The sequence below is a fragment of the Nocardia yunnanensis genome (genome assembly GCF_003626895.1).
Lineage (GTDB): Bacteria > Actinomycetota > Actinomycetes > Mycobacteriales > Mycobacteriaceae > Nocardia > Nocardia yunnanensis.
In genome coordinates, this window is sequence record NZ_CP032568.1 from 883,511 (window position 1) to 909,942 (window position 26,432).

The 26,432-nt window shown below is 68.3% G+C and carries 27 protein-coding genes; 17 read left to right on the forward strand and 10 right to left on the reverse strand.

Features of this window, described 5'->3' with window-relative positions:
- Window positions 1-156 precede the first annotated feature (156 nt).
- From lysS to D7D52_RS04190, 7 genes are all read left to right on the forward strand, one after another.
- The gene (gene lysS, locus D7D52_RS04160; RefSeq protein ID WP_120743785.1) at window positions 157-1,623 is read left to right on the forward strand and encodes a lysine--tRNA ligase; all 1,467 of its coding nucleotides are present in this window, start codon (window positions 157-159) and stop codon (window positions 1,621-1,623) included.
- 116 nt (window positions 1,624-1,739) lie between these two features.
- Window positions 1,740-2,102 (forward strand): histone-like nucleoid-structuring protein Lsr2, encoded by a 363-nt coding sequence (locus tag D7D52_RS04165; protein ID WP_120735132.1) that lies wholly within the window; start codon window positions 1,740-1,742, stop codon window positions 2,100-2,102.
- Between the two features lie 190 nt (window positions 2,103-2,292).
- The gene (locus D7D52_RS04170; RefSeq protein WP_120735133.1) at window positions 2,293-2,916 is read left to right on the forward strand and encodes an FHA domain-containing protein; all 624 of its coding nucleotides are present in this window, start codon (window positions 2,293-2,295) and stop codon (window positions 2,914-2,916) included.
- Window positions 2,917-3,216: 300 nt separating this feature from the next.
- Window positions 3,217-3,846, forward strand: coding sequence for an anthrone oxygenase family protein (locus D7D52_RS04175; RefSeq protein WP_120735134.1), 630 nt, complete (start codon window positions 3,217-3,219; stop codon window positions 3,844-3,846).
- 181 nt (window positions 3,847-4,027) lie between these two features.
- Window positions 4,028-4,987 (forward strand): esterase/lipase family protein, encoded by a 960-nt coding sequence (locus D7D52_RS04180; protein WP_120735135.1) that lies wholly within the window; start codon window positions 4,028-4,030, stop codon window positions 4,985-4,987.
- Between the two features lie 384 nt (window positions 4,988-5,371).
- Window positions 5,372-7,924 (forward strand): ATP-dependent Clp protease ATP-binding subunit, encoded by a 2,553-nt coding sequence (locus D7D52_RS04185; RefSeq protein WP_120743786.1) that lies wholly within the window; start codon window positions 5,372-5,374, stop codon window positions 7,922-7,924.
- Between the two features lie 167 nt (window positions 7,925-8,091).
- Window positions 8,092-8,880 (forward strand): phytanoyl-CoA dioxygenase family protein, encoded by a 789-nt coding sequence (locus D7D52_RS04190; protein ID WP_120735136.1) that lies wholly within the window; start codon window positions 8,092-8,094, stop codon window positions 8,878-8,880.
- A gap of 16 nt (window positions 8,881-8,896) precedes the next feature.
- Here D7D52_RS04190 and D7D52_RS04195 read toward each other — a convergent pair whose 3' ends face one another.
- The gene (locus D7D52_RS04195; protein ID WP_120735137.1) at window positions 8,897-9,559 is read right to left on the reverse strand and encodes a response regulator transcription factor; all 663 of its coding nucleotides are present in this window, start codon (window positions 9,557-9,559) and stop codon (window positions 8,897-8,899) included.
- 27 nt (window positions 9,560-9,586) lie between these two features.
- The gene (locus tag D7D52_RS04200) at window positions 9,587-10,813 is read right to left on the reverse strand and encodes a sensor histidine kinase (RefSeq protein WP_120735138.1); all 1,227 of its coding nucleotides are present in this window, start codon (window positions 10,811-10,813) and stop codon (window positions 9,587-9,589) included.
- 125 nt (window positions 10,814-10,938) lie between these two features.
- On the opposite strand from D7D52_RS04200, the gene D7D52_RS04205 reads away from it, so the two are divergent.
- Both D7D52_RS04205 and D7D52_RS04210 read left to right on the forward strand, forming a co-directional pair.
- Window positions 10,939-11,835 (forward strand): ABC transporter ATP-binding protein, encoded by an 897-nt coding sequence (locus tag D7D52_RS04205; RefSeq protein ID WP_120743787.1) that lies wholly within the window; start codon window positions 10,939-10,941, stop codon window positions 11,833-11,835.
- Window positions 11,832-12,680 carry an ABC transporter permease gene (locus tag D7D52_RS04210; protein WP_120735139.1) on the forward strand — a complete coding sequence of 283 codons (849 nt, stop codon included), beginning with the start codon at window positions 11,832-11,834 and terminating at the stop codon, window positions 12,678-12,680. Before D7D52_RS04205 ends, D7D52_RS04210 begins: the two co-directional genes overlap by 4 nt.
- A gap of 1 nt (window position 12,681) precedes the next feature.
- Here D7D52_RS04210 and D7D52_RS04215 read toward each other — a convergent pair whose 3' ends face one another.
- Window positions 12,682-13,287 carry a TetR/AcrR family transcriptional regulator gene (locus D7D52_RS04215; RefSeq protein WP_120743788.1) on the reverse strand — a complete coding sequence of 202 codons (606 nt, stop codon included), beginning with the start codon at window positions 13,285-13,287 and terminating at the stop codon, window positions 12,682-12,684.
- Window positions 13,288-13,383: 96 nt separating this feature from the next.
- Here D7D52_RS04215 and D7D52_RS37540 point away from each other — a divergent pair, with 96 nt between their 5' ends.
- The 3 genes from D7D52_RS37540 (at window position 13,384) to D7D52_RS04225 (ending at window position 15,563) form a co-directional block, all read left to right on the forward strand.
- On the forward strand, window positions 13,384-13,551 hold the full coding sequence (locus D7D52_RS37540) for a DMT family transporter (RefSeq protein ID WP_162958084.1): 168 nt from the start codon (window positions 13,384-13,386) through the stop codon (window positions 13,549-13,551).
- A gap of 185 nt (window positions 13,552-13,736) precedes the next feature.
- Window positions 13,737-14,180, forward strand: a complete 444-nt coding sequence (locus tag D7D52_RS04220; protein WP_120735140.1) for an OsmC family peroxiredoxin — start codon at window positions 13,737-13,739, stop codon at window positions 14,178-14,180.
- A gap of 144 nt (window positions 14,181-14,324) precedes the next feature.
- The gene (locus D7D52_RS04225) at window positions 14,325-15,563 is read left to right on the forward strand and encodes a DUF418 domain-containing protein (protein WP_162958156.1); all 1,239 of its coding nucleotides are present in this window, start codon (window positions 14,325-14,327) and stop codon (window positions 15,561-15,563) included.
- Here D7D52_RS04225 and mhuD read toward each other — a convergent pair whose 3' ends face one another.
- Complete coding sequence (gene mhuD / locus D7D52_RS04230) at window positions 15,564-15,875, reverse strand: mycobilin-forming heme oxygenase MhuD (RefSeq protein ID WP_120735142.1); 312 nt, start codon at window positions 15,873-15,875, stop codon at window positions 15,564-15,566.
- 56 nt (window positions 15,876-15,931) lie between these two features.
- On the opposite strand from mhuD, the gene D7D52_RS04235 reads away from it, so the two are divergent.
- The 3 genes from D7D52_RS04235 to D7D52_RS04245 all read left to right on the forward strand — a co-directional run bounded on the left by D7D52_RS04235 (window position 15,932) and on the right by D7D52_RS04245 (window position 18,797).
- Window positions 15,932-16,675, forward strand: coding sequence for an alpha/beta fold hydrolase (locus tag D7D52_RS04235; RefSeq protein WP_120735143.1), 744 nt, complete (start codon window positions 15,932-15,934; stop codon window positions 16,673-16,675).
- A 78-nt stretch (window positions 16,676-16,753) separates the two neighbouring features.
- The gene (locus tag D7D52_RS04240; protein ID WP_120735144.1) at window positions 16,754-17,926 is read left to right on the forward strand and encodes an acyl-CoA dehydrogenase family protein; all 1,173 of its coding nucleotides are present in this window, start codon (window positions 16,754-16,756) and stop codon (window positions 17,924-17,926) included.
- Between the two features lie 58 nt (window positions 17,927-17,984).
- Window positions 17,985-18,797, forward strand: coding sequence for an enoyl-CoA hydratase/isomerase family protein (locus D7D52_RS04245; RefSeq protein ID WP_120735145.1), 813 nt, complete (start codon window positions 17,985-17,987; stop codon window positions 18,795-18,797).
- Window positions 18,798-18,824: 27 nt separating this feature from the next.
- On the opposite strand, the gene D7D52_RS04250 is transcribed toward D7D52_RS04245, so the two are convergent.
- The 6 genes from D7D52_RS04250 to carD all read right to left on the reverse strand — a co-directional run bounded on the left by D7D52_RS04250 (window position 18,825) and on the right by carD (window position 23,733).
- Window positions 18,825-19,106 carry a DUF4190 domain-containing protein gene (locus D7D52_RS04250; protein ID WP_120735146.1) on the reverse strand — a complete coding sequence of 94 codons (282 nt, stop codon included), beginning with the start codon at window positions 19,104-19,106 and terminating at the stop codon, window positions 18,825-18,827.
- Window positions 19,107-19,235: 129 nt separating this feature from the next.
- Window positions 19,236-20,219, reverse strand: coding sequence for a 23S rRNA (guanosine(2251)-2'-O)-methyltransferase RlmB (rlmB, locus tag D7D52_RS04255; protein WP_120735147.1), 984 nt, complete (start codon window positions 20,217-20,219; stop codon window positions 19,236-19,238).
- 350 nt (window positions 20,220-20,569) lie between these two features.
- Window positions 20,570-21,970 (reverse strand): cysteine--tRNA ligase, encoded by a 1,401-nt coding sequence (gene cysS, locus D7D52_RS04260; RefSeq protein ID WP_120743789.1) that lies wholly within the window; start codon window positions 21,968-21,970, stop codon window positions 20,570-20,572.
- Between the two features lie 43 nt (window positions 21,971-22,013).
- The gene (gene ispF, locus D7D52_RS04265; RefSeq protein WP_120743790.1) at window positions 22,014-22,481 is read right to left on the reverse strand and encodes a 2-C-methyl-D-erythritol 2,4-cyclodiphosphate synthase; all 468 of its coding nucleotides are present in this window, start codon (window positions 22,479-22,481) and stop codon (window positions 22,014-22,016) included.
- Window positions 22,482-22,495: 14 nt separating this feature from the next.
- Window positions 22,496-23,218, reverse strand: a complete 723-nt coding sequence (gene ispD, locus D7D52_RS04270; protein WP_120743791.1) for a 2-C-methyl-D-erythritol 4-phosphate cytidylyltransferase — start codon at window positions 23,216-23,218, stop codon at window positions 22,496-22,498.
- Between the two features lie 26 nt (window positions 23,219-23,244).
- Window positions 23,245-23,733 (reverse strand): RNA polymerase-binding transcription factor CarD, encoded by a 489-nt coding sequence (gene carD, locus D7D52_RS04275; protein WP_019931623.1) that lies wholly within the window; start codon window positions 23,731-23,733, stop codon window positions 23,245-23,247.
- Between the two features lie 441 nt (window positions 23,734-24,174).
- On the opposite strand from carD, the gene D7D52_RS04280 reads away from it, so the two are divergent.
- Both D7D52_RS04280 and radA read left to right on the forward strand, forming a co-directional pair.
- On the forward strand, window positions 24,175-24,819 hold the full coding sequence (locus tag D7D52_RS04280) for a copper chaperone PCu(A)C domain-containing protein (RefSeq protein WP_187703110.1): 645 nt from the start codon (window positions 24,175-24,177) through the stop codon (window positions 24,817-24,819).
- 129 nt (window positions 24,820-24,948) lie between these two features.
- The gene (radA, locus tag D7D52_RS04285) at window positions 24,949-26,349 is read left to right on the forward strand and encodes a DNA repair protein RadA (protein WP_120735148.1); all 1,401 of its coding nucleotides are present in this window, start codon (window positions 24,949-24,951) and stop codon (window positions 26,347-26,349) included.
- Window positions 26,350-26,432: the final 83 nt, after the last annotated feature.

The following is a 26,432-nucleotide window of genomic DNA, read 5'->3' on the forward strand; positions in this document are numbered from 1 at the left end:
GCGGTTGCCGGGCGGCGGGGAAAAAGGGAATTCCGCCGCACGATATCGTTGAGTCCCGTGAGCACCTCCACTCCCTCTTCTTCTGCTGGCACTCCTGTTCCTGCTGGCCAAAAGCGCGCCGCGGCCCCCGTCGTGGAGCACGATGTCCCCGAGCAGATGCGGATTCGCCGGGAGAAGCGGGAGCGGTTGCTGGCGCAGGGCCGCGAGGCTTATCCGGTGGTGGTGAACCGCACCCACTCGCTCGCCGAAATTCGCGCGGCGTACCCGGATCTGGCCCCGGATACCCAGACCGGTCTGGTCGTCGGGATTGCCGCCCGCGTCATTTTCGTCCGTAATACCGGCAAGCTGTGTTTCGCCACTCTCCAGGAGGGCGACGGCACCAAGTTGCAGGCGATGATCAGCCTCAACGGGGTCGGCGCGGAATCGCTGGCGGCCTGGAAGGCCGATGTGGACCTCGGCGATTTCGTCTACGTGCACGGCGAGGTGATCGCCTCGCGCTCGGGCGAATTGAGCGTCATGGCCGATGCGTGGGAGATGGCGGCGAAGTCGCTGCGCCCGCTGCCGGTGGCGCACAAGGAGATGAACGAGGAGTCGCGCGTCCGGCAGCGGTATGTCGATCTGATCGTGCGCCCGGAGGCCCGCGAGATGGCCCGCACCCGCGTCGCCGCCGTGCGCGCGCTGCGAAACGCGTTGGAGCGCAGGGGTTTCCTCGAGGTCGAGACCCCGATGCTGCAGACCATCCACGGCGGCGCGGCCGCGCGGCCGTTCGCGACGCACTCCAATGCGCTCGATATGGAGCTGTTCCTGCGCATCGCGCCGGAGCTGTTCCTGAAGCGTTGCGTGGTGGGCGGCATCGAGAAGGTCTTCGAGATCAACCGGAACTTCCGCAACGAGGGCGCCGACTCCACCCATTCGCCCGAGTTCGCAATGCTGGAAACCTACGAGGCGTACGGCACCTACGACGATTCCGCGACCATGATGCGGGAATTGATCCAGGAAGTCGCACAGGAGGTCTTCGGCACGCAGGTGGTGACGCTCGCCGACGGCACCGAATACGACCTGTCGGGTGAGTGGGCGACCGTGGAGATGTACCCGTCGCTGTCGGAGCAGATCGGTGTGGAGGTCACGCCGGAAACGACGGTCGAGGAATTGCTGGCACTCGCCGATCGGGTCGGTCTGGAAATTCCCGAGGGCAAGGGCTATGGCCACGGCAAACTGGTCGAGGAACTGTGGGAGCACGTCTACGGCGACAAGCTCTACGCCCCGACTTTCGTGCGCGACTTCCCGGTGGAGACATCGCCGCTGACGCGCCAGCATCGGAGCAAGCCCGGGGTTACCGAGAAGTGGGACCTGTACGTGCGCGGCTTCGAACTCGCCACCGGCTATTCGGAACTCGTGGATCCGGTCATCCAGCGTGAACGTTTCGTGGATCAAGCGCGTTTGGCCGCGGCCGGCGACGACGAGGCCATGCGCCTGGACGAGGACTTCCTCGCCGCGATGGAGCACGGTATGCCCCCCACAACCGGAACGGGTATGGGTATCGATCGTTTGCTGATGGCCCTGACTGGCCACGGAATCCGGGAAACGATACTCTTTCCAATTGTGCGTCCAGCCGCCCGATAGTTCTCCGGATTGCATTTCCGGGGCCTGTTCTGGGACTATCGGAATTAGCGGTATTCTGGCGTCGGGTAATCGGCCTGACTATGCGGGTCGCACGATTTCGAGAGGACGTTCATCTCATGGCAAAGAAGGTCACCGTTAGCTTGATCGACGATGTCGACGGTGAGTCCATCGCGGACGAGACCATCGAGTTCGCAATCGATGGCGTCTCGTACGAGATCGACTTGTCGACGGACAACGCGGCCAAGCTTCGGGAAGGTCTCGAGGGTTGGGTTTCCGCCGCTCGGCGCGTGAGCGGCCGCCGTCGGACCAAGGTTGCCGGTGCTCCGGCCGCGGGCCCGAAGAACCGGGTGTCGATCGATCGTGAACAAAGCGCGGCCATTCGTGAATGGGCTCGCCGGAATGGGCACAAGGTGTCCGCTCGTGGTCGTATCTCCGCTGACATCACCGAGGCTTACAACAAGGCCGCTTCCAAGAACTAGTTGTCCGACTAGTCGCCGATTCGACTGCCGTCCGGGTGTTTCGTGCGTGCCCGGGCGGCAGTGGTTTATTCATACGCTTTGCGTATAACCGGAGGATCAACTGCGATCTTGCTACTGCCCGGGTGGCCAGGCACCATTGAAACGTGCGGACGACGTCACTGGCTGGATGTAGAGAAGAGGTATCGGCGCAGTGACCGCATTCCACGGTTCCTTCCTACGGGTGAAGGATCAAGAGGGGCGCCAGCATGAGCTGATGCTGTCCCCGGATCAGCCGCGCATCACCATCGGGCGCTCGCCGCAGGCGGATCTGTCGCTGTTCTGGGATGCCGAGGTCTCCCGCCTGCACGCCACCGCCGAGTACCTGGGCGCGCACTGGACCATCGTCGACGACGGCCTTTCTCGCAACGGCACTTTCATCAACGGCGACCGACTGGTCGGACGGCATCGGCTGCAACCCGGCGACGTCATCCGCATGGGCACCTCGCGGGTCACCTTCCACGATTTCAGCGGCGCCGCAGGCGATATCACGCAGACCTCCACCGGCGGACTGCCCACCCTGCGCTCCCTCACCGAAACCCAGCGCTCGGTCCTCATCGCCCTGTGCCGCCCCCTGCGCGGCAACGACGGCTTCGCCTCCCCCGCCTCCAACCAGCAAATAGCCGCCGAGCTCTTCCTCAGCGTCGACGCCATCAAAACCCACCTCCGCGCCCTGTTCGCGAAGTTCGGCGTCGAAGACCTCCCCCAAAACCAAAAACGAGTCCGCCTAGCCAACCTCGCCATGCAATCCGGCGTCATCTCCGAACGCGACCTCTAACCCGGGGGTTCGGGGGCGAAGCCCCCAAGAATCTCGAGGGGTCCGGGGCGGAGCCTCTGAGAGTCCGGGGGTTCGGGGGCGGAGCCCCGAGAATCTCGAGGGGGTTCGGGGGCGAAGCCCACGGCCTTGGGTGGTATGGCCGCGAGTCACGAGAGTTGTCCTAGTACCGCTGGTACCTGTTGGACCCCTGCGCATGCGTGCGAGCTTCTGAGCCATGGGTTTCCGTGCCCGTCGGCGATTGACTGGATGTAGTCGATCACCCGGGAGAACACGGGTGGCAGATCCAGTCAGGAGAAAACGATGTTCGCACTTCGCACCGCTTCGCTCGTGGCGGCGACGCTGAGCACCGGGCTGATCGCCGGGGTGTTCTACGCCTACGCCACCTCGGTGATGGGCGCCCTGGGCCGCGCCGACGACCGCACCTTCGTGGATGTCATGCAGAAGATCAACGTGGTCATCATCAACCCGTGGTTCATGATCGGCTTCATGGGCACGGTCGGTTTCACGGTGCTGGCCGCCGCACTGCATCTGGGCAAGGATTCGCGCACCACGCTGATCTGGATCGGCGTGGCGCTGCTGCTCAATATCATCGCGTTCGGCGTCACCTCGGGCCTGAACGTGCCGCTCAACAACCAGCTCGCCAATGCCGGCGACGTGGGTCAGATCGGTGATCTGGCCGCGGTGCGCAGCCAGTTCGAAAGCTCCTGGGTGGCTTGGAACGTCGTGCGCGCGGTGATTCACACGCTGGCGTTCCTGGTGCTGATGGGCGCGCTGTTCGTGGCCGGTATGCAGCATGCCAAGGCGAGCCCGGCGGCGGCCGCTCCGATCCAGACCTACCGTCAGGTCGCGCCGCAGCCGGGTTTCGGCGCCCCGCAGCAGCCCGGATTCCACTACCTCGCGCAACCCGGATTCCCTTCGGCCCGGCAATGATTCGAGCGTCGGCCCGGCGGCCGCCGGGACCTGTTGTGCGGCTTCGCAAGTCGCCTGCGGGTTCCGGCGGCCGCCGTTTCGCTGCATAGGAACAGGTTTCAGAACTTACCCGCCAGTAATCCATCCCTCGTGCTTGTTTTGCGTTTAGGTTATCGGAACGCGTTCTAATTTGGGAGGGAATATGAGCAGGCGGACCCTACGCGGAACGCCGGGATCGCTGGTGGTCACGGCGGTGCTGGCGATTCTGGGACTGGTCGCGAGCGGCACCGCTCACGCGGAATACCCGGTCACTTTCAACTTCTTCGCGGGCATCCCCTACGAGCTCACCAATCCCGGCGGCTCGCTGCCCGGGGCCAACGACTGGTCCTGCACCCCGACTGCCGCGCACCCGGATCCGGTGGTGCTGATCCACGGCACCGCGGGCGGCGGCCAGACCAACTGGGGCGCCTACGCGCCGCTGCTGGCCAACGAGGGCTACTGCGTCTACTCCCTGACCTACGGCGCGCTGGACGTCCCGTGGCCGCTCTCGGCCCTGGGCGGCATGAAGCCCATCCCCGAAAGTGCCGCGCAGCTGGCCGCTTTCGTGGCGCGGGTGCAGGCCGCCACCGGTGCGCCCAAGGTGGACTTCATCGCCCACTCGCAGGGCAACACCGTCGGCGACTACTACATCAAGCGGCTCGGCGGTTCCGGCAAGGTGGACAAGTTCGTCGCCATCGCACCCCCGTGGCTGGGCATCTTCGGTGATCAGATGAACGTGATCCGAGCCTTCGCCGACCGCCTCGGGGTGGACAGGGACACCACCGACAGCGTCGCGACCATGGGCGCGATCTGCCAGGCCTGCCACGAGATGCTGGGCAACTCGACCTTCGTCAACGCCCTCAATGCCGACGGCGTCTACGACCCGTCGGTCACCTACACCAACCTGGCCTCGAACTACGACGAGGCGGTCTGGCCGTCGGTCGCCCTGGTGCCCGCCCCCAACGCCACCAACGTCCTCATGCAGGACGGCTGCCCCACCGATTTCTCCGACCACATGGCCATCGCCGGCAGCCACCGCGCGGCCATGGTCGCCCTCAATGCCCTCGACCCGGACCATGCCCGTCCGGTGCCCTGTGAGTTCGTTCCGCCCTTCACCGGCTGATCCCCCCACCAGGTTCGCGGCGCGTCTCGTTCTGGACTGAGTGGAGCGGAGGAGCGAAGCGGGGGAGCGGAGGGAGGGAAGAACGAGACCTCCAGCGCCGCTAACCCCGCCCGAAGCGCAGCGTAGGGCAATTGGATACAGCTTGTTCGCTGTGGGCGTAGACCAATCGGAAACGGTCTGCGCAACTGCCCCGTTATGACTGAATGAGTCGTACCGATGCCCGTTCGCAATAGGGTGGACGGACGACGTGCGTGACCCCCGGCAACTAGAGTGGAGTCGGGGGATGCAACCCCAGGGCTTCATGGCAGGCTGGCGACCAGAAGGGCAGCACAGGGTCTGAAGCGCCGGATGCCAGTGATGGCGGAGCAGGAGAGTGAGGGAGCGATGTTCGAGAGGTTCACCGACCGCGCGCGGCGGGTCGTTGTCCTGGCCCAAGAAGAGGCCCGGATGCTCAACCACAACTACATCGGCACCGAGCACATCCTGCTGGGCCTGATCCACGAGGGCGAGGGTGTCGCGGCGAAGTCGCTGGAGTCCCTGGGCATCTCGCTGGAGGGCGTGCGCTCGCAGGTCGAGGAGATCATCGGTCAGGGTCAGCAGGCCCCGTCCGGTCACATCCCGTTCACCCCGCGTGCCAAGAAGGTGCTCGAGCTGTCGCTGCGTGAGGCGCTGCAGCTCGGCCACAACTACATCGGCACCGAGCACATTCTGCTCGGCCTGATCCGCGAGGGTGAGGGCGTCGCGGCGCAGGTGCTGGTCAAGCTGGGCGCGGACCTGAATCGGGTGCGTCAGCAGGTCATCCAGCTGCTGTCGGGCTACCAGGGCAAGGAGCCGGTCGAGGGTTCGGGTCAGCGCGGCGAGACGGGCACCCCGTCCACCTCGCTGGTGCTGGATCAGTTCGGCCGCAACCTGACCCAGGCCGCGCTCGAGGGCAAGCTCGACCCGGTCATCGGCCGCTCGAAGGAAATCGAGCGCGTCATGCAGGTGCTGAGCCGCCGTACCAAGAACAACCCGGTCCTGATCGGTGAGCCCGGCGTCGGTAAGACCGCCGTCGTGGAGGGTCTCGCCCAGGCCATCGTCAACGGCGAGGTGCCGGAGACGCTCAAGGACAAGCAGCTCTACACCCTCGACCTGGGTTCCCTGGTCGCGGGCAGCCGCTACCGCGGTGATTTCGAGGAGCGCCTGAAGAAGGTGCTCAAGGAGATCAACACCCGCGGCGACATCATCCTGTTCATCGACGAGCTGCACACCCTGGTGGGTGCGGGCGCGGCCGAGGGCGCGATCGACGCGGCCTCGATCCTCAAGCCCAAGCTGGCTCGCGGTGAGCTGCAGACCATCGGCGCCACCACCCTCGACGAGTACCGCAAGTACATCGAGAAGGACGCGGCCCTCGAGCGCCGGTTCCAGCCGGTGCAGGTCGGCGAGCCGACGGTCGAGCACACCATCAACATCCTCAAGGGTCTGCGCGACCGCTACGAGGCGCACCACCGGGTTTCGATCACCGATGGCGCTCTCGTCGCCGCGGCCACGCTGGCCGACCGCTACATCAACGACCGCTTCCTGCCGGACAAGGCGATCGACCTCATCGACGAGGCGGGCGCGCGCATGCGCATCCGCCGGATGACCGCGCCGCCGGACCTGCGCGAATTCGACGACAAGATCGCCGAGGCGCGCCGGGAGAAGGAGTCCGCGATCGACGCGCAGGACTTCGAGAAGGCCGCGCGCCTGCGCGACAAGGAGAAGCAGCTCGTCGCCAAGCGGGCCGAGCGCGAAAAGCAGTGGCGCTCCGGTGATCTGGACGTCGTGGCCGAGGTCGACGACGAGCAGATCGCGGAGGTGCTGGCCAACTGGACCGGTATCCCGGTGTTCAAGCTCACCGAGGAGGAGACCACCCGTCTGCTCCGCATGGAGGACGAGCTGCACAAGCGGATCATCGGCCAGGAGGACGCGGTCAAGGCCGTCTCCAAGGCCATTCGCCGCACTCGCGCCGGTCTGAAGGACCCCAAGCGTCCGTCGGGCTCGTTCATCTTCGCCGGCCCGTCCGGTGTCGGTAAGACCGAGCTGTCGAAGGCGCTGGCCAACTTCCTGTTCGGCGAGGACGACGCGCTCATCCAGATCGACATGGGCGAGTTCCACGACCGCTTCACCGCATCGCGGCTCTTCGGTGCCCCTCCGGGCTACGTCGGCTACGAAGAGGGCGGCCAGCTGACCGAGAAGGTGCGGCGCAAGCCGTTCTCGGTGGTGCTGTTCGACGAGATCGAGAAGGCGCACCAGGAGATCTACAACACCCTGTTGCAGGTGCTGGAAGACGGCCGCCTGACCGATGGTCAGGGCCGCACGGTCGACTTCAAGAACACCGTCCTGATCTTCACCTCGAACCTCGGTACCTCCGACATCTCGAAGGCGGTCGGCCTCGGCTTCGCCCAGAGCAATGCCGAGGGCTCGAACTACGAGCGGATGAAGCTCAAGGTCAACGACGAGCTGAAGAAGCACTTCCGCCCCGAGTTCCTCAACCGCATCGACGACGTGATCGTGTTCCACCAGCTGACCCAGGACCAGATCATCCAGATGGTCGACCTGATGATCGGCCGCGTCGCCAACCAGCTGAAGAACAAGGAGATGGAGATCGAGCTGACCGAGAAGGCCAAGAGCCTGCTCGCCAAGCGCGGCTTCGACCCGGTGCTCGGCGCCCGGCCGCTGCGTCGCACCATCCAGCGCGAGATCGAGGACCAGCTGTCGGAGAAGATCCTCTTCGGCGAACTCGGCCCCGGCCAGATCGTGTCGGTGGACGTCGAGGGCTGGGACGGCGAAGGCCAGGGCGAGAACGCGAAGTTCACCTTCGCGTCCAAGGCCAAGCTGACCAAGAAGGCCGATACGGCCGAGGACAAGCCGGTCGCCGCCCTCGCGGGTGACGCCCCGGCCGCCTCCGGCGAGTAAAGGCTCCGGCGAGTAAAGGCTCAGCGAGACAACGAAAGCCCCGCCTCTCCTTCGGGAGGGCGGGGCTTTCGCATTGCCGGGGGCGGAAATTCGGTGGCGCGGTGTTCCCGGTCTGGTGGATGCTCGGAGCGGCCGACCGAAAGGATCAAGCGCAGAGAGGTGGAGCGATGCTTACCGACGCTCAGATCGCTGCCTTCATCGCCGACGGATTCGTGAAGATCGAGGGGGCCTTCTCGGCCGAGACCGCCGCCGCGGGTCGCGAAATCCTCTGGCGGGCAACCGGATGCGATCCCGACGATCCGTCCACCTGGACCGCCCCCGTCATCCGGCTCTGGGACCACGCCGAGGAGCCCTTCGCCGCCGCGGTCACCGCCCCGGTCCTGCTCGAAGCCTTCGATCAGCTGGTCGGCCCGGGCCGCTGGCTGCCCCGGCGTTCACTGGGCAGCTGGCCCGTCCGCTTCCCCAGCCCGGAGCCGCCCGGCGACACCGGATGGCATGTGGACGTGAGCTTTCCCGGCGACGCCAAGCCCGACGACTACCTGAGCTGGCGGGTCAACGTCTTCTCCCAGGGCCGCGCCCTGCTCATGCTGTTCCTGTTCTCCGACGTCGAGGCGGGCGACGCCCCCACCAAGATCCGCGTGGGCTCGCATCTGCGCCTGGCCCGGGAACTCGAGCAGTTCGGCGAGGCGGGCACCACCATGTTCGATCTGGCCGACTTCTACACCGCCACCGGCGATCTGCCGGAGGCGCTGGCGACGGGCCGGGCCGGCGACGTCTACCTCTGCCATCCGTTCCTGATCCACTCCGCCCAGCCCAATCTCGCCGGTCGTCCCAAGTTCATGGCGCAGCCGCCGCTGCTGTCGCGGCAACCCTGCGTCCTGGATCGGCCCGACGGCGCGTATTCGCCCGTGGAACAAGCCATTCGGCAGGGACTGGGGCTGACCGCCGCGCGCTGAGGCGGGCCCACGGCGCTCATTGCCAGCCGGGTCGGACCAGCCCGGACTCGTAGGCCATGACGACCAGCTGGGTCCGGTCTCGGGCGCGAAGTTTCACCAGGATCCGGCCGACGTGGGTGCGGGCGGTGGCCGGGCTCATATAGAGCCGTTCGGCGATCTCGGCATTGGTGAGACCCTCGGCGACCAGGGTCATGACCTCGCGCTCGCGGTCGGTCAGTTCCGAGAACTCCGCCGCGGGAGCGGGTTTGGCGTGTGAGGCGAACTCTTCGACCAGTCGTCTGGTGACGCTGGGGGACAGCAGGGCGTCGCCGCCGGCCACCACGCGGACCGCTTTGATCAGATCCGCCGGTTCGGTGTGCTTGACCAGGAAGCCGGTCGCGCCCGCCCGCATGGCCTCGAAGACGTACTCGTCGAGTTCGAACGTGGTCAGCACCACCACTTTCACCGCGGCCAGGGCCGGGTCGGCGGCGATGGCGCGAGTGGCGGCCAGGCCGTCGAGCACCGGCATGCGGATGTCCATCAGCACCACATCGGGCAGCAGCGCACGTGCCAGCTCCAAGGCCCGTGCGCCGGTGTCGGCCTCGCCGACGACCTCGATGCCGTCCTGTGCGCTCAGCAGCGCGACGAAACCGGCGCGCACCAGCGCCTGATCGTCGGCGATCAGCACCCGGATGTCCATCGCACCTCCCGAATTCGAATCACGAAGCTACGCGGCCGGTTCCGGCCGGGCCAGGTGGGTGGGCAGCCGGGCGCGGACCCGGAAACCGCCGTCCGCCTTGGGTTCCGCGGACAGATTGCCGCCGAGGGCGTGGGCGCGTTCGGTCATCCCCGTGATGCCGTGCCCGCCGCTCGGCGACTGCGGCGCGGGCTGGCGGGTGGGGCGGGTGTTGTCGATGGTGAGTTGCAGCCGTTGCGCCGAATAGTGCACGGTGACAAGCACACTCGCGCCCGGCGCGTGCCGCACCACATTGGTCAGCGATTCCTGCACGATGCGGGCGGCGGCCACGTCCACCACGGCCGGCAGCCGTCGCGGTCCGCCGGTCACCATGGTGTGCACCACCAGTCCGGCGGCGCGGGCAGGGCCGGTGAGCTTGTCGAGATCGGTGATGCCGATGGTGGGGGCGGTGGGCGCGGCCACCGTGGCGGTGCCGCCGCGGATCGAGCGCAGCAGCGCGTTCACCTCGCCGAGCGCGTCCTTGCTGGCGGCCTTGATGGCGGCCAGCGCCGTCGCGGCCTGCTCCGGCTTGCGGTCCAGCAGTTCCAGCGCCACCGAGGACTGCACATTGATCAGCGACAGGCTGTGCGCGAGCACATCGTGCAGCTCCCGCGCGATGGCCAGCCGCTCCTCGGTGACCCGCTGCTCGCGTTCGGCCGATTCCAGTGCGGCCTGGGCCGCTTCGCGTTCGCGCTGCGCCTGTTCGCTGCGCCGCGCCGATTCGGCGCGCTGCCGGCGCGCGGTGACGGCGCTGTTGCGCTGCCGCATGCCCTCCGCCCCCGCCGCGAGCACGAAAAGCCAGGCCAGCAAACCGAATTGCTGCCAGGTGCTGGTGTCGTAGCCGCGCAATCCGGGAACCGGCCACACCATGAGGAGATAGCCGACACCCACGAACGGGTAGGTGTACCAACGGGATCCGGTGACGGCGGCACTCAGGAACGCGACGATGAGCGAGACGAAGATCGGCCCGTACCCGTAGCCGGCCAGCAGATAGGCGACGGCGACGGCGAGGGTCCCGTAGAACACCGGCAGCGGATAGCGCCGGCGCAGCACCAGCAACGCCGGACCGGCGACGAGCAGCAGGTAGCCGGCGACGTCCAGGCCACGCACCACCGTCTGGTGGTGGTTGGCGAGGGTGCCGAAGCCGAGCTGGATCGCCCCCACCGCCACCGCCGGGAGCACGTCCTGCCGCCCGAGCCTTCCCCCGCGAAAGTCCATAGCTGCACCGTAGCGCCGTCCGCGGGCGGCGGCATCGGGTCGTGGCGAAATACGTCCAGATACGTACGGCCGATCGCGCGCCGCGACGGATGGTTTCCGCACCGATCCGGCGGATCGTTGTCACCATGAACGAAGGGGTTGTCGTCACCGATCGGCTGACCAAACGCTACGGCGCCCACACCGCCGTGGACGCCGTGAGCATGAGCGTCCGCCGCGGCGAGATCTACGGTTTCCTCGGCCCGAACGGGGCGGGCAAGACCACCACGCTCCGCATGCTGGTCGGCCTGATCCGCCCGTCCGCCGGGACCGCCACGGTGCTCGGCCACCGCCCCGGCGACCCGGAGGTGTTGCGCCGCATGGGCGTTCTGATCGAGAGCCCCGGCTTCTATCCCTACCTCTCGGGCCGCGACAACCTGCGCGTCCTGGCCCGCTATCGGGGTGTCGGCGACGACGCGGTCGCCGACGCCCTGCACCGGGTGGCCCTGTCCGCCCGCGCCACGGACCGATTCCGCACCTACTCCCTCGGCATGAAGCAGCGGCTCGGGGTCGCCGCCGCCCTGCTCGGCGCCCCCGACCTGTTGATTCTCGACGAACCCACCAATGGCCTGGATCCGGCCGGCATGGCCGAGATGCGGGAACTCATCACGGGACTCGCCGCCGACGGGCACACCGTCATGCTGTCCAGTCACCTGCTCGGCGAGGTGCAGGAGATCTGCGATCGCGTCGGCGTGATCTCCGGCGGCCGGCTGCTCACCGAATCCACGGTGCGGGAATTGCGCGGCACGGCTTCGCTTCTCGTGCGCGCGGAACCGCTGTCGATCGCCTTGCCGGCGGTGCGGGCCGTGGTGGGGGAGCGCTCGGTCCTGTTGACCGCCAACGGGATTCGCGTCGACGCGGGCGCGGCCAAGGCGCCGCTGGTGGCGCGGGCGGTCCTGGCGGCGGGCGCGGATCTGCTGGAACTGCGCACCGACGAGAAGTCCTTGGAAGAAGTCTTTTTCGAGATGACGGAGACCGCGAAATGACCGACCTGATCGCCAGCACCCGCGCCGAACTGCTGCGGCTGCGCAAGTGGCCCGCCTTCTGGATCGTGCTGGGCACCTGGATCCTGTTGAACCTCACCTTCGCCTACCTGTTCAACTACCTGGCCTACACCACCGGCAGCAGCACCCGCATGTCCAATGGCCTGCCCCGGGACCTGCTGCTGCGGCAGATGCTGCCCGCCTCGGTGCCGGAGGTGTACACGCAGGGCATGGCCATGTTCGGCGGCGCGCTCATGCTGGTGCTGGGGGCACTGGCGGTGGGCAGCGGGTACGGGTGGGGGAGCTGGAAAACCGCGCTCACCCAAGGGCCTTCGCGGACGAACGTGATCGGCGCGGTGGTGTTGAGCCTGGCGGTGACGGTGGCCGGGCTGGTGCTGGTGGCCTTCGTGGTGGACACCGGGGTCGCTGCCCTGATCGCCGCAACCCAGGGGCAGTCGGCGGCCTTGCCGTCGGCGGGTCGCATCCTGCTCGGAATCGGTTGCGGTATCGCCATTCTCGGCATGTGGACGTTGGCGGGTGCGGTCATCGGCGCCCTTGCCCGGGGTCCGGCGCTGGCGGTCGGGCTCGGGCTGGTGTGGGTGCTGGTGGTGGAGAACCTGTTGCGCGGCGTGGCCGGCATCTTCGCGCCCATCAGGGCGATCACCGATCATCTGCCCGGCACGGCGGCCGGTTCCCTGGCGGGTTCGCTGCGCACCGTGACGGGTCCGGCCACCCCCGGCGTCCTCGACGTCCTCGGCCGGGGCGCGTCCCTGATCGTGCTGGCCTGCTACGTCGTACTCTTCGCCGCGGGCGCCGTCTGGCTGATTCGCCGTCGCGACATGGTCTGAATCAGTCTGCGGCGGAACCGATCACGCCGCGGGCAAGCCGCGCGAGCGCGGACGCGATCTCCTCGGGGGTCAGTCCGCGCTCGCGCTGCTGCCGGTAGACCTCGGCGGCCAGCGGTGCGAGCAGCGCATCGATCAGCGAATCGGGTTGCGGCACTGCGGCCTCCACCAACAGGGACCGGACGTGCAGCGACCAGAACCGATACGCCCCCGTGTGGAAGCGCGCGCGGCCCGTCTCCGCGCCCAGCACCAGCGGGGCGTGAGTTTCCAGTAGTTCGACCATGGCGGCGTAGAACGCGGCCAGCCGTTCGGCGGGCGGCGCGCCCGGTCCCAGCGGCGGCGCACCGCGTAACAGCTTCTCCTGCAAGGCCCGTTCGTGTTCGTCGAGCAGCGCCTCCGCGATCGACCCGACATCCGGATAGCGCCGATACAGCGTGCCCCGCCCCACCCCGGCGGCCTTGGCGATGTCGTCCATGGTGACGGTGCGCGGATCGCGGGTCGTGAACAATCCGGCGGCGGCCGCCAGTACCTTGGCTCGATTGCGCGCCGCGTCCGCGCGCTCGACGGGCGCGGCCCGATCGTCGAGCAGCGGCAGGGCCGGGATGTCCATGCGGCTCACTGTAGCCGTCCAGGAATAAGCGGACATAATGTCCGGTTCTGTTCGAAGGTCCGCCGCCGTGGTCGCGGCTCGGAGAGGAGAACCGAGATGAACTGGCTGGTACTGGGATTGGTGGGCGTGGTCGAGATCGCGTGGTCGCAATCCATCAAGCCGACACAGAATTTCACCAAGCCGCTGCCGCATGGACGTTGCGCCCCTGCGGCCACCCCGAAGGCATTGCTGTACTGGGGCCAGCAAACCGCTGCCGCGGTATAAGGTCGCATGTGCCCGGTGAATCGCCTCGCCGGGTCCTCACCCGAAGGTTCGCGGCCCGTCTCGTTCTGGACTGAGCGGAGCGGGGGAGCGAAGCGGAGGAGCGGAGGGAGGGAAGAACGAGACCTCCAGGGCCGCGAACCCGCCCGTAGCGAAGCGGAGGGCAATTCAACTCCGAAAGGACAGTGATGCCAACACGTAGCGCGCGTACCTCGTGGTCCGGTGGTCTGCAGGACGGGTCGGGTCAGGTCGAACTGGTCAGCTCGGGCGTCGGCAAGTACGACGTCTCGTTCCCGAAGCGCGCCGCCGACGAAGCCGACGGCACCACCAGCCCGGAAGAGCTGATCGCCGCCGCGCACTCCTCCTGCTACTCGATGGCTCTGTCGGGCCAGATCGGCAATGCCGGTGGCACCGTGCGGAATCTGGACGTCACCGCGGATGTGACGCTGGGGCCGGATCCGGCGGGCGGCTTCCGCATCTCCAAGATCAAGCTGACCGTGGTCGGCAAGGCGTCGGGCATCGACGAGGCCGGCTTCCTGGCCGCCGCCGAGGCCGCCAAGGCGGGCTGCCCGGTCTCCAAGGCGCTGACCGGTGTCGACGATATCGAACTGGACGCCACCTTCGAGGCGTAGTTCCGGCGTTCCCGGCTGACCCTTTCGTTAGCCGGGAACTAACTCTTTCGTCTATTTCTTGCCGTGTAGCGATGAGCCGCCTCGAAAAGTCCGGCGTTCTCGGATTACTTTCGAGGCCATGGAGTCATCGATATCGTCGAGGTGGTGCGAAAACCCGATGCCACGGATTCGCTGCCGCGCGTGCTCGCGTTGGACGCGGCCCGTGGCATTGCCGTGCTCGGCATGTTCGCGGTCCACGTCGGACCGCATCACGGCCAGGCGGGCGCGTCCTGGCTGACGATCTTCGAGGGCCGCTCGGCGGCGCTGTTCGCGGTCCTGGCGGGGGTATCGCTGGCGCTCATGTCCGGCGGGGCGACGCCCGCGAGCGGAATCCCACTCCGCCGCAGCGTGATTCGCATTGCCGCCCGAGCCGTGCTGGTCGCGCTGCTGGGACTCGCGTTGGCGCAACTGCCTTCCGGCATCGGGATCATGGTCATCCTGACCTATTACGGCCTGTACTTCCTGCTCGCCCTGCCCGCGCTGCGCCTGGGCGCCCGAGCGCTGGCGATCCTGGCGGCGGTATGGGCCGTGGCCGGTCCGATCGTGTCGTTCGTGATCCGAAGTCACCTGCACGAGAACGTCTTCGGCGGCAATCCCACCTTCGAGATGTTCACCTCCTGGGAGGGACTGCGCCAGGCCGGGATGATGCTGACGCTCACCGGCGCGTACCCGGCCCTGACCTGGATGCCGTTCGTCTTCGCCGGAATGGCGCTGGGCCGCTGGGGGATTCGGGCGCTGCGACCGCTACCGGTGCTCGCGGTCGGGGCGGCGCTGGCGCTGCTGGGCTACGGCGGCTCATGGCTGGCGCAGCATCCGCTGGGCGGGCGCGCGCACCTGATCGACCTGCTCACGCAGGGTATGGCGGAAGCCGGGGTGACGGACTTCGACCCGGGCATGATCATCGACATGACCGGATTCGGCACGGTCGCCACCACCAGCCCCTGGTGGCTCACCCTCGCCACCCCGCACAGCGGCACCCCGTTCGAGGTCTTCGGCGCGACCGGCGCCGCCGTCCTGGTCATCGGCGCCCTGATGGCGCTCATACCCCGGACCGGAACCCTGTTGCGGCCCTTGATCGCCGCGGGCTCCTGCGCGCTGAGCCTCTACATCGTCCAGGCGGTCGCGGTCAGCGTGCTGGTGCCGATTCCGGACGAGAACGCCGTCACCCTGCCCGGCGGCATCCACGGCCCGGGCTGGCCGCTGCTCGCCCTGCTGGCCGGCGGCTCGCTCGTGGCGGCGACCCTGTGGCGCACCGCCTTCCGGCGCGGACCGGCCGAATGGCTGCTGCACCGGATCACCCTCGGCCTCACGAACCTGCTCGTTCGTGAGGGCCCGGGGCGGTGATCAGTTTGACTTGCCCGCCACATCCAGGACGACCTCGAACTCCAGCAGCGACGCACCGGTGGCGACCGGCTTGCGCGCCTCGCCCGCATGCGCCTGACGCGCCGGCCCGTCGCGCCACGCGGCGAAGGACTCCTCCGAATCCCACTGCGTCACCACGAAGTACCGGTTGTCGCCGGACACCGGGCGCAGCAACTGGAAGCCCAGGAAGCCGGGCGAGTTCTCGACGGCGTGCGCGCGGTGCGCGAAACGCTGCTCCAGCTCGGGGCCCGCGCCCTCGGGCACCTCGATTGCGTTGATCTTGACGACTGCCATGGGCTGGACCCTACTCCGGCGCTCACGACGGCCTTCCGGGACGTAGGGTCGAGTCGATGTTGTATGACGAGGGCGGCGCCGGGACCCCGATCCTGCTGCTGCATGGGCTGATGGGCAGCGCCCGCACCTGGCGGCCGCAGCTGCCGTGGCTGCGGGAATTCGGGCACGTGTACACCTTCGACGCCGCCGGGCACGGCCGGCCCGCCCCGGCGGAGCTGACCACCGAGGCGTTCGTCGCGGATCTGGCCGCGGCGACGGCGGCCATCACCGAGCCCATGGTGGTGATCGGGCATTCGATGGGCGGGCTGCACGGGTGGATGTTCACCGCCGCGCATCCGGACCGGGTGCGGGCGCTGGTGGTCGAGGACATGGCCCCGGACTTCCAGGGCCGCACCGCCGAGAACTGGGCCGCCGTGATTTCGGCTTGGCCGCAACCGTTTCCGGACGAGGCGGCGGTGCTGGAGTTCTTCGGACCAGTCGCGGGACGCTATTTCCTCGCCTCCTTCCGCCACGACCCGGACGGGTACCGGCTGCACGGTGAGGTGCCCACCTTCCGGGACATCTCCGAGGAGTGGGGCACCCGGGACTTCTGGTCGCAGTGGAAATCGATCACGGCGCCGACGCTGCTGATCGAGGGCGAGCACACCATCACCCCGCCCGGCCAGATGCGTGCCATGGCCGCGGTCCATCCGGACGCCCGGCATGTGGTCATCCCCGAGGCGGGCCACCTGGTTCACGACGATCAACCGGCCGCCTACCGGGGCGAAGTGGGGAAGTTCCTGCGCCGCGTCCTCTTTTGAGGGCGGGTGCCTTCAGTCTGCCCGGTCCGCCGTCGTATGCTCGCTCGAACGAGACCTGCTGACGGATGGTGACCAACGATGATCGACTTCTCGCTTCCCGCCGACCTTGCTGCCGAACGCGACCGGGTTCGCCAGTTCGTCACCGACAAGATCGTGCCCTTCGAGCGTGATCCGCGCCTGACCGCGCACGGTCCGAACGACGAACTGCGGCAGGAACTGGTCGAGCTGGCCCGCGCCGAGAAGCTGCTCACCATTCAGGCTCCCGTGGAGCTGGGCGGGCGCGGCCTGACCCACGTCGAACAGGCCGTGCTGTACGAGGCGGCCGGCTGGTCCACCCTCGGCCCGGTCGCCATGAACTGTGCCGCGCCCGACGAGGGCAATATGTTCCTGCTGTCGAAAATCGCGAATCCCGAACAGACGCAACGCTTCCTGCAGCCCGTCATCGACGGCCACCAGCGCAGCGTCTTCGCCATGACCGAACCGGGCGGCGCGGGCTCCGACCCCAATCAGCTGGCCACCGAGGCGACCTTCGACGGCGAGAACTTCACCGTCAACGGCCGCAAATGGCTGATCACCGGCGCCGACGGGGCCAAGACCTGGATCATCATGGCGCGCTTGGCCGCCAATCCGCACCTGCCCGAGGGCCCCACCCTGTTCCTGTGCGACGGCGACACCGAGGGCATCGTGATCGAACGGATCATGAACACCATGGACCGCAACTACGTGGGCGGCCACGCCGTGGTGCGGTTCGAGAACCTGGTGCTGCCCAAGGAATCCCTGCTCGGCGAGACCGGCCAGGCGCTGCGCTACGCCCAGCTGCGACTGGCCCCGGCCCGGCTCACCCACTGCATGCGCTGGCTCGGCGCCGCCGAACGCGCGCAGGCCATCGCCGTCGACTACGCCAAGACCCGCACCGCCTTCGGCAAGACCATCGGCGAGCATCAGGGCGTGTCGTTCATGTTGGCGGACAACGAGATCGCGCTGCACCAGTGCCGGCTCACCATCTGGCACGCATGCTGGCTGATGGATCAGGGCCACAAGGCGCGGCACGAATCCTCCATCGCCAAGTCGTATGTCTCCGAGGAACTGTTCAAGGTCACCGACCGCTGCGTCCAGGTGCTGGGCGGCATCGGCATCTCCGACGAGACCGTGGTGGAGATGATCTTCCGCGATATGCGGGCCTTCCGCCTCTACGACGGCCCCACCGAGGTCCACAAGTACGCCATCGGCCGCCAGATCCTGCGGGGATAGCCGACTGGCGACCACGGTTTCGGGCGTGGCGTCGCCAGGTTTACTAGGATTTGCGCCCATGAGTTCGGAATTGCACGTGGACGTTTCCGGGGGCGTCGCGGTGCTCACGCTCAATCGCCCTGCCCAGCAGAACGCGCTGACCCCCGGCATGGCGTCGGCGCTCGGCGCGTCGCTGCGCCGCTGCGACGACGACGACGCGATCGGGGCGGTCGTCATCACCGGCACCCCGCCCGCGTTCTGCGCGGGCGCGGATCTGTCGCTGAAGGTCGGTGAGGTCAACGGCCTCATCGACCCGCCGCCGTTCCGGATTCGAAAACCGGTCATCGCCGCGGTGAACGGGCATGCCGTCGGCATCGGCCTGGAGATCGCCCTGCAGTGCGATCTGCGCTACGTGGCGCGCGACGCGGTCTACGCGCTCAACCAGGTGCGTCGCGGCGCGCTCGCCGACGGTTTCGCGCATTGGACCCTGCCCCGGCTGATCGGCAGCGCCCGCGCCGCCGACCTGCTGCTCACCGGCCGCACCTTCGACGGCGACGAGGCGTACTCGCTGGGCATCGCCAACGCCTGCCTGCATGCCGCCGAGGTGCTGCCCACCGCGCTCGAGGTGGCCCACGACATCGCCCACGGCTCGGCCCCGCTGCCGGTGGCGCTGTCCAAGCGCCTGCTCTGGGAGGCGCCCACCATGGCCCCGGAAACGGTGGGGCGCTTGGAAACCGAACTCAACGACTACGTCGCCAAGAGCACCGACGGCGGTGAGGGCGTGGCCGCGCTCAAGGACCGCCGCCCGCCCAAATGGACCGGCAGCGTCAGCGGCGAATGGCCCGGCTGGGATGCGGTGACCGGCGGGGAGCAGCGGCCCGGCCTGGACTGACCGGGCCGGTGCCGACGCGACGGCCGGTCAGTGGTGGTTGCCGCGCAGCACGACCAGCAGGAACAGAATGCCGAAGACCACCATCAGGCAGGTTCCGATGATGCCCAGCACGTAGCCGACCAGCACCTGCACGCGGCCGCCGAAACGGCCCTCGCCCGCCTCGATCTCATTGAGCGCCCGGCGTCCCATGGCCCACGCGATCGGCCCGAGCGCACCGCAGCAGAACACGCTGAGCGCCCCCAGCAGCAGGACGGCGGTCGCGTGCTCGTGCTCGACGGGGGAACCGATGGGCGGCTGATCGTAGACCACCGCCCGAGTTTACGGGCGCGAGCGCCACCCGGGCAGGCGGACGCGCGGTCTTGCCTTGCGCCACTTGATCATCGAGGCCGATCCGCCCGAGAAACCAAGTGGGCGACCGTCCGATTCGGGCGTGTCGATTCAGATCCGGCGCTGCCGCGCCACCTCGGCGAGCACCACGCCCGCCGCCACCGACGCGTTCAGCGATTCCACCGGACCCGCCATCGGAATGCTCAGAATCGAATCGCAGGTCTCGCGCACCAGCCGCGACAGCCCCTTGCCCTCGGAGCCGACCACGATGACCGTCGGTGCGCTGCCGTCGAATTCGTCCAGCGTGGTGTCGCCGCCCGCGTCCAGGCCGATGATCTGGTAGCCCTTGTTCGCCCAATCCTTCAGCGTGCGAGTCAGATTCGTGGCCCGCGCCACCGGAAGCCGGGCCGCCGCACCGGCACTGGTGCGCCACGCCACCGCGGTCACGCTGGCGCTGCGCCGCTGCGGGATCACCACGCCCTGCCCGCCGAAGGCCGCCACCGAGCGAATGACCGCACCCAGATTGCGGGGGTCGGAGATATTGTCCAGCGCCACCAGCAGCGCCGGCTCGCCGGAAGTGTGCACGCGGTCCACCAGATCGTCCGGATGCGCGTACTTGTAGGGCGGCACCTGCAACGCCAGACCCTGATGCATGCCGTTGTGGCTCATCTTGTCCAGGTCGGTGCGCGGCACCTCCAGGATCGAGATCCCGATCTCCGCGGAGATCTTCACCGCCTCCGAGAGCCGATCGTCGTTCTCGGTGCCGTTGGCGACGTACAGCGCGGTGGCGGGCACGCCCGCCCGCAGGCACTCCACCACCGGATTGCGGCCGAGCACCAGCTCCGGGCCCTCGTTGTCCTTGCGGCCGGCGATGGGCCGGGAGGCATTGCGCGAACGGGTGGTCGCGGCGGTGGCCTGCGCCTTGGCCTTCGCCTTCGCGCGCTTGGCCGCCACGTGATACACGCGGTCCTCGGCCTTCGGGGTCGCGCCCTTGCCCTCGAGCCCGCGTCGCCGCTGCCCGCCCGACCCGACGGTCTGCCCCTTCTTGCTGCCCGACTTACGCGTCGCCCCGCGCCGCTGAGAATTGCCTGCCATTCACTTCGCCTTCCGTATCTGATTTGCCCTCCGCTTCGCTCCGGGCGGGTTCGCGGGCAGGCCCAGGGAGGTGGGTGCCGTGGAGGTCTCGTTCTTCCCTCCCTCCGCTCCTCCGCTTCGCTCCCCCGCTCCGCTCAGTCCAGAACGAGACGGGCCGCGAACCAAAGGCGGTCGATTCAGGCGAGCGCGACAGCGATCCGACGGGTGAGGGACCCACCGTGATCAATGTGGCATAGGTCTGGCCTGCCGAAACCGGGCCTGCGATGCTGCGATCGCTATGAATTGTGCCTCACGCCGGTCTGCGGACCCGAATTCGGTGGGGTCCGCCACAGTCCGCGACGGCACCGCCGCTACTTCTTCTCCTTGGTCAGCGTCCACTCCGCGCCCTGCGCGGTATCGGTGACCTCGATGCCCGCGGCCTTGAGCCGATCGCGGACCGCGTCGGCGGCCGGCCAGTCCTTGTCCGCGCGCGCCTGCTGGCGGCGCTGCAACTCCGCGCCGATGAGCACGTCGAGGGCATTGATCGCGGCGGAATTGTCGGCCGGCGCGGCCCAGCGCGGGTCCAGGGGATCGACGCCGAGAATGCCGAGCATGGCCCGGACCTGACCAGCCAGCATGCGCGCGCCCGAGACGTCCCCGGCGTCGAACGCCTTGTTGCCCTCGGTCACCACGCCGTGAATCTCGGCCAGCGCCTGCGGCACTCCGAGATCGTCGTTCAGCGCGTCGGCGAAGCCCGGAGTCCAGGTGCCGATCGGCACGTCGCCCGCGCGCTCGGCCACCCGCAACACGAACGCCTCGAGCCGCTGGTAACCGGCCGCGGCCTCGGTCAGCGCGTGATCGGAGTACTCGATCATGGACCGGTAGCTCACGCTGCCCAGGTAGTACCGCAGTTCGACCGCGCGCACCCCGACCCGCTCGAGTACATTCGGAATCGACAGCACATTGCCCAGCGACTTGGACATCTTCTCGCCGCCCATGGTCACCCAGCCGTTGTGCAGCCAGTAGCGGGCGAACCCGTCCCCGGCCGCCCGCGACTGCGCGATCTCGTTCTCGTGGTGCGGGAAGACCAAATCCATTCCGCCGCAATGAATGTCGAATTCCGGCCCGAGATAGAACTCGGCCATGGCGGAGCATTCCAGATGCCAGCCCGGTCGCCCGGGACCCCACGGCGAAGGCCAGCTCGGCTCACCGGGTTTCGCGGCCTTCCACAGCGTGAAATCGCGCGGATCCTTCTTGCCCTGGCCCGCGCTCTCGCCCTGATGCACGTCATCGAGCTTGTGGCCGGACAGTTTTCCGTAATCCGGGAAACTCACCACATCGAAATAGACATTGCCCGCCGAGGCATAGGCGTGGCCGCGTTCGATGAGCCGCTCCATCATTCCCACCATCTGGGTGATGTGCCCGGTGGCGCGCGGTTCGGCCGACGGCGGCAGCACGCCGAGCGTCTCGTAGGCGCGATCGAAGGCGCGCTCGTGGGTGGCGGCCCACTCCCACCACGGCCGGCCGTGCTCCGCGGCCTTGTTGAGAATCTTGTCGTCGATATCGGTGACATTGCGAACGAAGGCGACGTCGAAATCGTTGGCGGCCAGCCACCGTCGCAGCACGTCGAAGGCGACGCCGCTGCGCACGTGTCCGATGTGGGGCTCACCCTGAACGGTCGCGCCGCACAGGTACACCGAGGCTTTGCCGGGGACCAGCGGCGTGAATTCACGCAGGGTCCGCGTCTCGGTGTCGAAAAGGCGCAGAGTCACGACGGGCATCCTAGCTGTTGGGATCGGGTGGTTTACGGGCGCGTCAGGCCCGACAACACAGCAGCGCCGTGGCGACCGCCGCCACACCCTCGCCGCGACCCGTGAGACCCAATCCATCGGTGGTGGTGCCGGATACCGACACCGGCGCACCCAGAATCTCGCCCAGCACCTGTTGCGCCTCGGCCCGTCGCGGACCGATCTTCGGACGATTTCCGATTACCTGTACAGCCGCATTGACAATGTCGTATCCGGATTCGTCCAGCAGCCGCCGGACTTCCTTCAGCATGGCCGCCCCGGACACGCCCTCCCATTCGGGCCGGCCGGTGCCGAAAACGGCTCCCACGTCGCCCAATCCGGCCGCCGACAGCAGCGCGTCGCACAGCGCGTGGGCGGCGACGTCGCCGTCGGAGTGGCCCGCGCAGCCGCTGTCGCCCTCGAACAGCAGACCCGCCATCCAGCAGGCGCGGCCGGGTTCGATCGGGTGCACATCACTGCCGATGCCGGTGCGCAGGGCGCGAGGATCGATCACGGGGCGGTCACCGCCGCGCGTGTCGTGTCCAGCCCGCCTGCGGTGTCGGCCGTATCACGGCCGCCGGCAAGCGTATTGGCGAGGACGAGGTCGAGCGGTGTGGTGATCTTGAAAGCCAGGGCGTCGCCGAGCACCGTCTGCACGGTCGCACCCAGCATCTCCACCAACCCCGCATCGTCCGTCGCCTGTGTACCCACAGCGTAGGCGGCGCACAGCAGTTCGGCGTCGAAGCCCTGGGGAGTCTGGATGGCCCGCAGGCCGGAGCGGTCCGGGGTGCCGGTCACCGCGCCCGCGGCGTCCACGGACTTGATGGTGTCGGACACCGGCAGCGCGGGCACCACGGCCCGGGCGCCGGCGCGCAGCGCGTCGACCACGCGGGTGACGAGCGCGGGGGGAGTGAGGGCCCGGGCGGCATCGTGCACCAAGATCAGGGTGGCCTCGGGGGCGGCGGCGAGTCCGGCCCGCACCGAATCGGTGCGTTCGGCCCCGCCGGCCACCACGTGCACGGGCACCGGGGAATCGGGCAGCAGGGCGCGGGTCTCGGCGACGAGTTCGGCGGGCACCATAACCACAACATCGTCGACCGAGCCGGAATCGATCAGTCCCTGTACCGCGCGAGTGAGCATGGGACTGCCGCCGACGTGGACGAAGGCCTTCGGCTTGTTCTCACCGAGACGCACGCCCATGCCGGCGGCAGGAACCAGAGCGGCGACACGAATGCCGTCGCCGGGTGTTGTTTTCACGGTCAGGAAGCCGCTGCGAGAACCTCGTCGAGCAGGGTCTCGGCCTTGACGTCGTCGGTGCCCTCCGCGAGCGCGAGCTCGCCGACGAGAATCTGACGAGCCTTGGCCAGCATCCGCTTCTCACCGGCGGACAGGCCGCGGTCCTGCTCACGACGCCACAGGTCGCGCACGACCTCGGCCACCTTGTTCACATCGCCGGAGGCGAGCTTCTCGAGGTTGGCCTTGTAGCGGCGGGACCAGTTGGTCGGCTCCTCGGTGTGCGGAGCCCGCAGCACCTGGAAGACCCGGTCCAGGCCTTCCTGTCCGACGACGTCGCGGACGCCGACGTACTCGGCATTCTCCGCGGGAACCCGAACGGTCAGGTCGCCTTGCGCGACCTTCAGGACCAGATACTCCTTTTGTACACCCTTGATGGTGCGGGTTTCGATAGCTTCGATCAGCGCCGCTCCGTGGTGGGGGTAAACGACGGTGTCTCCGACCTTAAAAATCATGTGTCCCGTGCCCCTTTCGATGTTCACAGTTTAACATGCGACTCGGTAACGGCGCGATCAACGGCGCAGGTCAGGGCCACAACGAGGCGGCGGCGGGGGTTGACAGAACGCGAATCGTGTGCATCCCGTTGTGGCATAAGGGGATAGCGCATCGCGGTGTTCGCGTGCATATGCGAGTGCGTAGTTCGCATACGCGACCGAGCACCCTCGCATAAACGGCAATGCCGCACTCGAGATGTGGTCGCGAAATCTCTGTCAGGCCCCCTGGCACATCCCGCCCGGTCGCTCCGCGTGCCGCGGCCCGGTCGCCGTGCGCATCCGGCGCGCGTCTCGCCACGCGCACGCGACACCGCCCGCGTGTAGCGCGGGGGGAGGCACGCATTACTCTCTTTGACTACTACTCTCCATAGTGGAGTGAGCCCGGTCGACATGGAGGACCCCGTGACTGCCCTGAAAGCCACCACTGCGTCGAAGTCGCGGCGGCGTGCCGTGACAGTTGCTGCACTCGCTGCGGGTGCGGTGCTCGCGCTGTCGGGTTGCGGCGCCGGTCAGGTCTCGCAGACCGCCACCCAGGTCGCCGCCGTCAACGGCAACAGCGCGAATGTCGGTTCCATCGCCCTGCGCGACGTGCGCTTCCTGGTCCCGCCCACCGAGGAGTACAACAACGCCAAGGGCGGCAAGGCCGTGCTCGCCTTCAGCGCCGTCAACCTCAACGACTCCAAGGCCGACGAGCTGGTCGCGATCAATTCGGATCTGGGACAGGTCAAGCTGGCCGAGAAGGTGGAGATCAAGCCGTCCAGCACCGTGGTCGCCGACAAGCCGACCGCCAAGGACGCCGCCCAGGCCGCCGCGGTCGGGCAGCAGAACGCCGGTGAGAACCCGGAGAACAAGTCCGCCGACCCGGCCGCCAAGCCGATCCTGGTCGAGGTCACCGGCCTGACCAAGGACATCACCCCCGGCCTGACCTACCCGCTGACCTTCGTCTTCAAGGAGGGCGGCACCGTCGTCGTCAACGTTCCGGTCGACGCGGGCCCGAACAACCCGCGCCAGGAGCCCCCGAAGCAGGGGCACAAGGGCGGCGAGTAAGCCCCGAGCCTTCCGACGTGCCCGTCCCGGATCTGCCGGGGCGGGCACGGTCGTATCCGGGCGTGTCCGAAGGATTTCGGAGCGCGTGGTTGCCCGGGAGTGTCGGAGGGGCTGGCTAGGCTGCCCGGCGTGGCCAAGGTGAAATCGCTGTACCGGTGCGCGGAGTGCTCGCACGAGGTCGCGAAATGGGTTGGGCGCTGCCCGGATTGCAGTGCGTGGGGGTCCATCGAGGAGGTGGCGGCGTCCGCGTCGGCGGTGGCGGTGGGGCGGCGGGCGATGTTGCCGAGCACCGCGGCGGTGCCGATCTCGTCGGTCGACTCCAACAAGACACACGCGCGCGGCACGGGCGTGTCGGAATTGGATCGGGTGCTGGGCGGCGGCATCATCCCCGGGTCGGTGGTGCTGTTGTCGGGGGAGCCCGGGGTGGGCAAGTCGACGCTGCTGCTCGAGGTGGCGCACCGCTGGGCGCGGGCTCGCGACGAGATCGCGCTGTACGTGACCGCGGAGGAGTCGGCGGGGCAGGTGCGCTTGCGCGCGGACCGCACCGGGGCGGTGCACGACAAGGTGTACCTGGCCGCGGAATCGGATCTGGCCACCATTCTGGGGCACGTGGAGCAGGTGAAACCCTCACTGCTGGTGGTGGACTCGGTGCAGACCATGCTGGCCGCCGACGCGGACGGCGTGATCGGCGGTGTCACCCAGGTGCGTTCGGTGACCGCGGCGCTGACCTCGCTGGCCAAGGCGAGCGGGATCGCGGTGCTGCTGGTCGGGCACGTCACCAAGGACGGCGCGGTGGCCGGGCCGCGCACGCTAGAGCATCTGGTGGACGTGGTGCTGCAGTTCGAGGGTGACAAGCACTCCTCGCTGCGCATGGTGCGCGGCATCAAGAACCGCTTCGGCAGCACCGACGAGGTCGGCTGCTTCGAGATGCGCGAAGCCGGAATCCATTGCGTGGACGATCCTTCCGGGCTGTTTCTGCACCATCGCGGCGACTCGGTGCCGGGTACCGCGGTGACGGTCGCCATGGACGGCAAGCGGCCCATGCTGGGCGAGGTGCAGGGCCTGACCGTGGACACCCAGGCGCCCGCGCCGCGGCGCGCGGTGAGCGGGCTGGACTACAACCGCGTGTCCATGGTGCTGGCGGTGCTGCAGAGCCGCGGGGGCGTGTTCGTGGGCAAGCAGGACGTCTACGCGGCCACGGTGGGCGGTATGCGGCTCACCGAGCCCGCCGCGGATCTGGCTGTGGCGCTTGCCATCGCGAGCGCCAGTCAGGATCAGGCGCTGCCCAGCGGGATGGTGGTGCTGGGCGAGGTGGGCCTGGCGGGTGAGGTGCGGCAGGTGACCGGGCTGACCCGCCGCCTCGCCGAGGCCGAACGCCTGGGCTTCACCGAGGCGCTGGTGCCGCCGGGCGTGGAACGCGCCGGGCGCAGCATGACTTTGCGTGAGGTCACCGATATTCGTGCGGCCCTTGCGGTTACCGGACTGCGTCGTCGGCGGCGCGCGGACGTCCCGGCGGAAATGGCCGAATAGCGCCGGTGGATTCCCCGCGGTGAATTCACGAATAGCCGAACGCAAAAAATCGGGGCGAAATCCCTTGGGATTCCGCCCCGATT

Excerpts from the sequence above, each read along its gene's own strand:
- D7D52_RS04185 (WP_120743786.1), top strand. The coding sequence starts at position 5,372 with ATGTTCGAGAGGTTCACCGACCGCGCGCGGCGGGTCGTTGTCCTGGCC.
- D7D52_RS04210 (WP_120735139.1), top strand. The coding sequence starts at position 11,832 with ATGACCGACCTGATCGCCAGCACCCGCGCCGAACTGCTGCGGCTGCGC.
- D7D52_RS04195 (WP_120735137.1), bottom strand. The coding sequence starts at position 9,559 with ATGGACATCCGGGTGCTGATCGCCGACGATCAGGCGCTGGTGCGCGCC.
- D7D52_RS04200 (WP_120735138.1), bottom strand. The coding sequence starts at position 10,813 with ATGGACTTTCGCGGGGGAAGGCTCGGGCGGCAGGACGTGCTCCCGGCG.
- D7D52_RS04235 (WP_120735143.1), top strand. The coding sequence starts at position 15,932 with ATGTTGTATGACGAGGGCGGCGCCGGGACCCCGATCCTGCTGCTGCAT.
- D7D52_RS04215 (WP_120743788.1), bottom strand. The coding sequence starts at position 13,287 with ATGGACATCCCGGCCCTGCCGCTGCTCGACGATCGGGCCGCGCCCGTC.
- mhuD (WP_120735142.1), bottom strand. The coding sequence starts at position 15,875 with ATGGCAGTCGTCAAGATCAACGCAATCGAGGTGCCCGAGGGCGCGGGC.
- D7D52_RS04175 (WP_120735134.1), top strand. The coding sequence starts at position 3,217 with ATGTTCGCACTTCGCACCGCTTCGCTCGTGGCGGCGACGCTGAGCACC.
- D7D52_RS04220 (WP_120735140.1), top strand. The coding sequence starts at position 13,737 with ATGCCAACACGTAGCGCGCGTACCTCGTGGTCCGGTGGTCTGCAGGAC.
- lysS (WP_120743785.1), top strand. The coding sequence starts at position 157 with ATGCGGATTCGCCGGGAGAAGCGGGAGCGGTTGCTGGCGCAGGGCCGC.
- D7D52_RS37540 (WP_162958084.1), top strand. The coding sequence starts at position 13,384 with ATGAACTGGCTGGTACTGGGATTGGTGGGCGTGGTCGAGATCGCGTGG.
- rlmB (WP_120735147.1), bottom strand. The coding sequence starts at position 20,219 with ATGGCAGGCAATTCTCAGCGGCGCGGGGCGACGCGTAAGTCGGGCAGC.
- D7D52_RS04165 (WP_120735132.1), top strand. The coding sequence starts at position 1,740 with ATGGCAAAGAAGGTCACCGTTAGCTTGATCGACGATGTCGACGGTGAG.
- D7D52_RS04180 (WP_120735135.1), top strand. The coding sequence starts at position 4,028 with ATGAGCAGGCGGACCCTACGCGGAACGCCGGGATCGCTGGTGGTCACG.
- D7D52_RS04245 (WP_120735145.1), top strand. The coding sequence starts at position 17,985 with ATGAGTTCGGAATTGCACGTGGACGTTTCCGGGGGCGTCGCGGTGCTC.
- carD (WP_019931623.1), bottom strand. The coding sequence starts at position 23,733 with ATGATTTTTAAGGTCGGAGACACCGTCGTTTACCCCCACCACGGAGCG.
- D7D52_RS04240 (WP_120735144.1), top strand. The coding sequence starts at position 16,754 with ATGATCGACTTCTCGCTTCCCGCCGACCTTGCTGCCGAACGCGACCGG.
- D7D52_RS04205 (WP_120743787.1), top strand. The coding sequence starts at position 10,939 with ATGAACGAAGGGGTTGTCGTCACCGATCGGCTGACCAAACGCTACGGC.
- D7D52_RS04190 (WP_120735136.1), top strand. The coding sequence starts at position 8,092 with ATGCTTACCGACGCTCAGATCGCTGCCTTCATCGCCGACGGATTCGTG.